Source organism: Caballeronia sp. GAWG1-5s-s (assembly GCF_023631445.1).
Classification (GTDB): Bacteria; Pseudomonadota; Gammaproteobacteria; order Burkholderiales; family Burkholderiaceae; genus Caballeronia.
On the sequence record NZ_JALQDC010000043.1, the window covers coordinates 1 to 8,361 of the forward strand.

General features: G+C 59.0%; 4 protein-coding genes and 1 pseudogene. 3 read left to right on the forward strand and 2 right to left on the reverse strand.

Going from position 1 to position 8,361, the window contains the following annotated elements; all coding sequences use genetic code 11:
* Positions 1-75 precede the first annotated feature (75 nt).
* Positions 76-699: pseudogene (locus NCR34_RS26630) on the forward strand (IS91 family transposase); the annotation flags it as partial.
* Positions 700-1,367: 668 nt separating this feature from the next.
* Here NCR34_RS26630 and NCR34_RS28295 read toward each other — a convergent pair.
* Positions 1,368-1,712, reverse strand: a complete 345-nt coding sequence (locus NCR34_RS28295; RefSeq protein WP_350029465.1) for a response regulator — start codon at positions 1,710-1,712, stop codon at positions 1,368-1,370.
* A gap of 334 nt (positions 1,713-2,046) precedes the next feature.
* On the opposite strand from NCR34_RS28295, the gene NCR34_RS26640 reads away from it, so the two are divergent.
* Entirely contained in the window at positions 2,047-2,298 is a 252-nt protein-coding gene (locus NCR34_RS26640) for a hypothetical protein (protein WP_250501299.1), read from the forward strand.
* Positions 2,299-2,403: 105 nt separating this feature from the next.
* On the opposite strand, the gene NCR34_RS26645 is transcribed toward NCR34_RS26640, so the two are convergent.
* Positions 2,404-6,540 (reverse strand): chemotaxis protein CheB, encoded by a 4,137-nt coding sequence (locus tag NCR34_RS26645; RefSeq protein ID WP_250501300.1) that lies wholly within the window; start codon positions 6,538-6,540, stop codon positions 2,404-2,406.
* A gap of 675 nt (positions 6,541-7,215) precedes the next feature.
* Between NCR34_RS26645 and NCR34_RS26650 the strand changes: the two genes are divergently transcribed.
* Entirely contained in the window at positions 7,216-7,842 is a 627-nt protein-coding gene (locus tag NCR34_RS26650; protein ID WP_250501301.1) for a tyrosine-type recombinase/integrase, read from the forward strand.
* Positions 7,843-8,361: the final 519 nt, after the last annotated feature.

Below are 8,361 nucleotides of genomic sequence, written 5' to 3' on the forward strand. Positions count from 1 at the left end.
TTCGCACCGCACGCCGCACAGAAGGATCAACTGAAACCACTGGCATCCGGTTTCTGCACAACTTGACGCACAGAACTGCTCTCGCGGCTGTTTCGCCGGCGCTTCCTCGAAGAACTTGAAGCGACCTATCACCGAGGGCAGTTGCGGTTCTTTGGCGAATACGCCGAGCTCAACGATCTCGCAGCCTTTGCCAAGTGGCTCGCGCCAATGCACGCATCCGAGTGGGTCGTGTATGCCAAACGCCCGTTCGCGGGACCTAAAGCGGTGCTCGCCTACCTGTCGCGTTACACCCACCGCGTCGCGATCTCCAACCAACGCCTGGTCGCGCTCGACGAACACGGCGTTACCTTCCGCTGGAAGGACTACCGGGTAAACGGACGCACCCGCAACAAGACCATGACCCTCGAAACAGGTGAGTTCACGCGTCGCTTCCTGTTACACGTATTGCCTGGCGGTTTCCACCGCATCCGCCATTACGGCCTGCTCGCGAACCCATCGCGGCGCGCGAATCTCGCGAAGATACGCGAGTTGCTGGGCGCAGCGTCTGCCACTCTCGGCAGCAGTGCCAACGACATTGCTACAGTCGAAGCGTCGCCGACCTTCGTTTGCCGGCACTGTGGTTCGCCGATGATCATCATCGACCTACTCCAGCGCAGCAGACCTATCCGGGCACCACCGGTTGAGCGAGAACACGCATGAATGCCATCGCGTCAGGATTCACACATCAACTGTCGGCTCTTCGGCAAAGAGAGCGCGTAGGAGACGCTTGCGCCTACGACTCCATACGGGCAGTCTGTTGCTGGCCGGTCCGGCCGATAGCAACGCCCAGCAGCGTCGCTGCTGCAATCGTGGTTGCCCTGACTCACATTTATCCCCGTTCATATACGCCGTGCCTTCAATGAGGTTGAACAAATCTCCATAGCGGTGAAAGGTTCAGACCACGTCGGGGCACTCCGCGGTTTCCTCCCTTGGGGCTTGTAGGACGCCTGCCCGCTGACGCCTGGGCGTGTTGACGTGCCGATGGATCAGGGCAGGCGTCCTACAACCCTAAACAGAAAGCGCCATTCGCTATGGGGATCACTTGGACAGACGAACGTCCGAAAGAGCGGCGATAAGGGCCATACGGCCGATCCGGATCCGCGATCGCCGCTAACTGAGTTCCGAGTCCAGACCGCCCTAGCAATCACTCGTCCTTGCTTGAGCGATCCGCTTTCTGCAACTTCCCGTCCCTGCTGATTCTCGCCGCCGATACTTGGCAATGGCGGTGGATGGGCAAAGGTATCGCAGCAGCGCGCCCAGGCATGCGGGATCCGTCGGCTTGGAGCAGTACGCGTTGAAGCCGGACTTCCTGGCCTCTTCCACGTTCGCTATGGCCGAGAGAGCCGAATGGCCGACCAAGACTGCGTCGCAAGTCGACGGATCAGACCGCAGGATGCATCCGACTTCGCGACTTCGAGCCCCGACAAATCCGGCATGCAGATGTCCAAGACGATGATGTCGGGTTGCCGACGGCGAGCCGTCTCGATGGCTGATCGCCCGTCATATGCGATGTGCGTAGAGAAGCCTTCGAGCGTCAACACCATAGCGATCGCGTCCGCCGTACCGGCATAGTCGTCGACGACGAGCACAACGGGGGAGCCAGTATACTCGCGTCGTTTGCGTGTCCAGATGGCACACTTGTGAGGAGTTGGAAACGGTACGTCACTCACCATGCTGGTCCTTGCTCGTTGGAACCGACGGATGCTTCTGCGCCTGATTCGTGCTGACGCGTAGCTTGTCTGACCAATGAGCAATCACCACGCCACTCAGCGAGCGCTCGGTCACCGACCGCGAGGGACCGCGCGGCGCTATGCCCGTCGCGAAACCATCAGGCGCTTCAGGGTTCTTCGGCGAAGCGGGCGTGCTGTCCAATCTCGTCTATGGCAGTCTTTTGCACGAGCGGCATCGTCACTACGTGGCACGGCGAGTGCTCGGAATGGTGCAGGGCGCATCAGCGTCCTGACTCTTAAAATCGCAAGATAGATGCGGTACCGCTTGGTAGATGCAATGAAGGCAACGGACGTATTATTCCTGGTCGATTCGCTCAAACGCCGTACCGACGAGTCGCCAGACTGGGCAGACGCATTGCTTGCGAAAGAAGTCTTCCAAGTTGCGGGGCTTGCAAAGGACTGGCTCGACTATCAGCCCGAGTTGCGGTGTGGCCTCGCGCTCGTCCATTCGTACCTGGTTCTCGGAATGCCCCGCGCCGCGCTGGCACGTCTGGAGGCGACGATGCTCAGGTTGGCGACCGCTCGTTGAGAGGAAGCGTGGGAATCGAAGACCGCCGCAGCTCAACACGACAGGCGTTCGCTGATCTTGTTGGCTTGGGAAGTGCCATTAGGTGATTAGGGCGCCGCGATTCCCTCATGTACCGATGTTGCGGCGATGACGACCGAGCCGGTGCATGACGTCTGCCAGCGCCTGCAGGTTGAACGGCTTCGGCAGGCATGCATCGCAGCCAGCGTCTCGGGCCGCTGTTTCCTCCTGTGCCGGCGGTCGGTCCGTGATGGCGACGATCGGCGTGTCGGCGCAACCCGGCACCGATCTCAGTCGTCGAATGAGTTCATAGCTGTTCATGTCAGAAAGGCCAAGATCGGTGACCAGCACGTCGAACTCAGCACTGCTTACTGCTTGCAACGCTTCGGCAGCAGTGGTCGACGTCGTGATGCGGGCGCCGTAAAGCGAAAGCAGCTCGGTCATTGCGCTCAGAGGGTCCGACAGGCTCTGGATGAGCAAGATGCGGGCGTCCCTGAAGATCGAGAGGTCTGCGGCCTTGTCGCCGGCCTCGCGAGCGGCCGCGGTCGGATTGGTGGAAAGCGACACGACAAAACAGGCGCCCTTTCCCTCGCCGTCGGACAATGCCTCGACGGTCCCGCCGTGCAACTCCGCAAGTTGCCGCACTAGCGAAAGTCCGATGCCCAGTCCGCCGGCTCGTGCGCGATACGGCACGTTGGGTGCCTGCTGAAATATTTCGAAGATCGACTCGAGTGCATCTGGTGCGATCCCGCAGCCCGTGTCACGCACTTCCAGCTTGACCTTGTCTCTATCCTGTTGCAACTGGACGACCACTTCGCCGCCTCTCGGGGTGAACTTGAGCGCATTGCTAAGCAGGTTCCAGACGATCTGCTCGATGCGTACCTCGTCGCCTCGGATGAGGACCGGGGTGCACGGGAGATGGGACGAAAGTTTGATGCCGCTTTCGTCGTAATCTCTTTGCATTGCGTCGGTGACCGTGCGGACGATGTTCGCGACGTCCGTCGGAGCAAATCGCAACGTTAGCTTCCCGGTCTGTATACGAGAGAAATCGAGCAGGTCATCGATAATCTGCGCCTGGGCCAGAACCGATTTCTGAATCGCATCCGACACTTCTTGAACGCGGCTGATATGCCGCGCTTCCGGGAGGCGTGCGAGGATTTCTGCCTTCATATGGATAAGGTTAAGTGGATTTTTCAGTTCATGCGACAGCACGGCGATGAATTCGTCTTTCAGCCGGCTTAGCTTGCGAATTTCTGTATTGGTCGCGCGTTCCTCCTCGAGCACACTCGCTCTTCTGCTTTCATCCAGCTTGCGCTTTGTCGCATCGTGGACAATCTTCGCGTAGCCGGCGAATCCCGGTACTTCAATGCGGCTCAGAAATCCGCTGCAGAAGATGCGTGCGCCACCTTTCGTTGCATGCCAGCGTTCGTCCTCCGCGCGCCCCGATTGAACAGCCTTCTCCCGCTCGCGCGCTGGGACATGACTGGCAACGTCTTCGGCCGTAAAGATGGGATCGAGCGCGTGCCCTAGCATCTCATCAGCATCGAAGCCGAAAATACGCTTGGCACCGACGTTCCAACTGACCACAGTCCCGTCGTCGTCCAATACGATGATGGCAAAGTCATGCGTCGCGTGTGCGGCGAGCCTGAGCTTCTCCTCGCTGAGGCGGGCCTGGACTTGGGCTGACTTCTGCTCGGAGATATCGATGAGCGCCAGGACCGCGCCATCGATGCGGTCATCGTCCGTGCGATAGGGCAGGACTCGCGCCAGGAAGGTCCGGCCATCTTTGCTTGTCACTTCTCTCTCTGACCGTTTCAGTGACTCAAAAGCGGCACGCAAGTCGGCGACCATACTTTGGTAGTCCAGGTGATGCGTGAGATCCTCGAGCGGGCGTCCAATGTCTGATGAGCGAATGTTGAACAGGCTGTCCGCCGGGGCGGTATATCGCTTGATGCGCAATGCGCGGTCGACGAAGACGGTCGCCACCCCTACAAGAGTAATCAGGTTCTGCAGGTCGTCGCTCACGCGCGCCGACTCATGCACTTTCGCCAACAACTCCGCATTGACAGTAATCAACTCTTCGTTGAGCGATTGCAGTTCCTCACGGCTCGCTTCGAGTTCTTCGGTTGCGGAGCGTAGCTCCTCGTTCATGGCTTGCAATTCTTCATTTGTCGCACGGAGTTGTTCGCCGGAAGCCTGCTGGTCTTCCATCGACGTGCGCAAACGCTCCTCACTCCCTTCCAGCGCTGCCTTGAGAGCTTCCAGCATTCCCCCGTCTTCGGATGCAATCTGTTCGGGCACAGCATCGGCAAGCGGCGTCAACAGGTCACACGTAACCGATATCAGATATTCCTCACGGGCCAGATCGCGGAATGGCCTAAATGAGAAGTCCGCCGTCACTTCACCCGATGCGGTCATCAGTGGGACAGACGCCTCCTGCTCAGGTCGGGCTCTCGTCAGACAACGCTGGATTGCATTCCTGACCCCTGCCTGGGCATCGACACGTATGATTTCGTAAAGATTGCCCACCTTCGTATGACGCATGTCTTCGGTGAGCCTCTCCGCGGTCTTGGAGCGATGGACGATTGTTCCGTCCGAGCGCATGACGAGCACTGGCGGACCGAAGAGATCAAGTGAGCGGGCCTGCGCGAGCGGAGGCGGACCGCTAAGACCGACGCCGGGAGGAAGCTGGAAAAACGTCTGGCCGCCAACAGCGGCGGAGATGTTTGGGTCGACAAAAGGGTGCAGGCTGTTGAATGCGGATAACGGTGCGTTCGGCAGCGCGCGATAGATTTTTTTCTGTCTATCGGTGGGTGAGAAAACCTCCGCGTCCAAATCCGCTGACTCAGCCGTACCCAAAAACAGAAAGCCTTCGTTCGGCCGCAACGACAGATAGGAGGTGTCAAGCACCTGCTTCTGCGCACGCCGATCCATATAAATCAGCACATTGCGGCACGAGATCAAGTCCATGCGCGAAAAAGGCGGATCTCGAAGCAAGTTGTGCGCGGCAAAGACGACCGTGTCGCGCAGCGATTTCGCTAGCTGATAGCGACTGCCGTCTTTATTGAAGTACTGGTTCAGCCGTGCGGGTGTCAGGTCGTTCTCGATCGCTTGTGGATAGCTAGCCGAGCGCGCCACCGCAATGGCACGCTCGTCAATGTCACTGGCGAACACTGATATGCGAACGCGCTGCGGCAGGCGACGCGCGGCTTCGTCGAGCAACATTGCAATGGAAAACGCCTCCTCGCCGGTCGCACACGCGGGCACCCAAGCACGCACTTCATCGCGGCCCCGCAGATTCTTGAAGATCTCGGGTATGACGGTGCGCTCTAAGACCGCGAACGCGTCCGGATCCCGAAAGAAGTTTGTGACGCCGATGAGCAGGTCGGCCAATAGTTTGGGAGTTTCGTCGGGGCTGCGCTCAAGGAACTCGCGATAGGCCGCAGTAGTTGCAAGCCCGTTGACCTGCATGCGCCGTTCGATGCGACGCACGACTGTGCCGCGCTTGTAATTCGAGAAGTCGTGACGAGTTCGTGCGCGGAGTATCTCGAGGACTTCGTGGATTGCTTCCCCATCGGATGCCAGAGGTTCGATGTGGCCTAGGCGTTCTTCATCCGACGGCGCCGGCAACTCGATCTGTTTGGCGTTCTGCGCCAGGACCAGAATCCTTGGGATGATTTCATCCACAGGAAGCACGAGGTCAATGTCGCCTGTTCCGATCGCGTTTCGCGGCATCTCGCCATATTGAGCCGTATCCGGGCGTTGAGCGATGGTCACGCCCCCTTGCTCACGTATGCGCGAGATGCCGATCGACCCATCCGCTCCTGATCCCGAAAGTACGACGGCAAACGAGCGAGCGCCATGTGCATCGGCCAGGCTACGAAAGAACACGTCAATCGAAGTCGGCGGCAAGCGCGGAGGCTCCGGCTCGCTCAGACGCAAAAACCCATCGAACATGGAAAGCATCTTGCCGGGTGGGATCACATACACCGTGTCCTTCTCAAGAGGCACTGGAATGCTTACCTGGCGGACGCGCAGGCGGGTTACTCGCTGGATGACCTCGGGAGCGTGGCTGGCATAATCGGGCGACATATGCAGCACGACCACGAAAGCAACGCCAGGAGATGCCGGGGCCCCTTCGAACAACTGCAGGAGCGCCTGGACGCCTCCAGCCGAAGCCCCCACGCCAACAACGGCGAAATCAGGGCCACTGGCTTTACCCTGTTGCTTCGAGTCTGCTTTCATGAGCCCGTTCCTTTGAAGCGCCTGTGCAGACGACTCCTCGATACCGCAGTTGCGAAGCCAACGACCGAGGCGCCTTACGCGAGGTTAGGCAAGGGCATTGCAACGCGGACCGAATATCCCGCGCGACGGACGAGTTAGCCAATCAAGATACCATAGCTCGACGCATTAGGACCGGCCTTTCCTTTCCATGGTTGGGACTGCCGCCATAAGCCCCTCGCGGTCGCCATCAGCAGACCCGCGCCGGTCATGAGCGACGGATCGGAGCAGCGGATAAGATAGCCGTCCAAGCGATAGGCATCTTGATGGCACACGAGCTCAGGCCTTTCGCCTTCGTGCGCCGCACGCGTGAATGCCGAAATGCGCGAGCGGTAGCAGTGCGTGAGGGATGCGGTACTGAAAGCGACAGCAGGCCTTGCTGGTGGCGGCAGTTGGCATTCGGTCGCCGGTTCCGAGCGGCGCAAAACAGTGGTGCCGGGGAAAGTCTAATGATCGAGCGTTTGACCGCGCTGTGAAGGCGGCTCGTCCCCTAGGCTCCGTGAGCTTTCAACGCGAACGACCGCTGTCATCATACGAACGGACGTCGCGGGACACCACGACCGGACAACAGGAACGGGTCGAAGATTGTCCGCTCCGCAAGCGCAAAATCGACCTTCCTTTGTTGACTAGGAGATCGTCATGGAAACGCTTAATTCTCTCGGCGCTCGTCGGGTGCCGTGGAATAAGGGCAGGCTGACCGGCCAAAAGCCTCCGCTGAAGCTTCGTGAGATCTGGGCGATTCGAACGAGGCTGCAGATGACGTCCAACGCTCGCAAATTGGCAATGTTCAATCTCGCGATCGACAGTAAGCTTCGAGCGTGTGATCTGACGCGCCTGCAGGTGCAGGACGTCTACACCGGAGGGCATGTCGTAGGTCGCGCGACTTTCATGCAGCAGAAAACGCATCGACCAATGCAGTTCGAAATCACAGAGCAGACTCGTCAAAGTGTCTCCACTTGGATTTTGGCGCGAGGATTAAAGCCTGCCGACTATTTGTTCCCAAGTCGACTGCATGCCTCAGCACACGTGTCGACGCGCCAGTATGCGCGCATCGTTCATCGCTGGGTCGCGTCGATTGGACTCGATGACACCGCGTACGGCACGCATACCATGCGTCGAACGAAAGCGTCGTTGATCTATCGACGCACCAAGAACTTGCGCGCGGTGCAACTTTTGTTAGGCCATACAAAAATTGAAAGCACCGTGCGATACCTCGGGATCGAGGTAGACGATGCGCTCGAAATGGCTGAGCAAACCGAAGTGTGATCGCCGGTGGCCGACGAGCGTGCGCTTGTCGGCCAGTTGCGGCCGGTCAATCTCGCCTCATCGACGCCGTTCGAATGACTGGTTCTCTCGGACCTGCCAAATCACAGCACTCAACGATAGAGGCGATGTGGGAATGCAGGGCGGTAGATCAGCGCGCTTCGAGAAGCCCTCTCCGACGAGCGAATCGGTTGAGTCCGCGTCGACACGCCAACACCGATTGTGATCGTTTCGTTCATGCTGTCACGCCAGCGCTCCAACGTTTCTTTGCCATCCGCCATAGGCTTCTATCTTTATTCGTATGGATCTCGGGCAAGTGCGATCAAGACGGCGAGCCTAAGTGATCTTCTGCGGAGCGAGTTAGAGCGTGCTCCAAACGTGGCACTATCAATTCCGCGATGATGGTTATCCTAGTTGCGTCCCGACCGTAAAACGCAAGGGTCGAGGTAATGTACCGAGAAGTGTGCAAAAAGCTGCTTGCGGGAAAATGCTTAGGAAGGGTGGCCGTGGTGTAAGTTGATG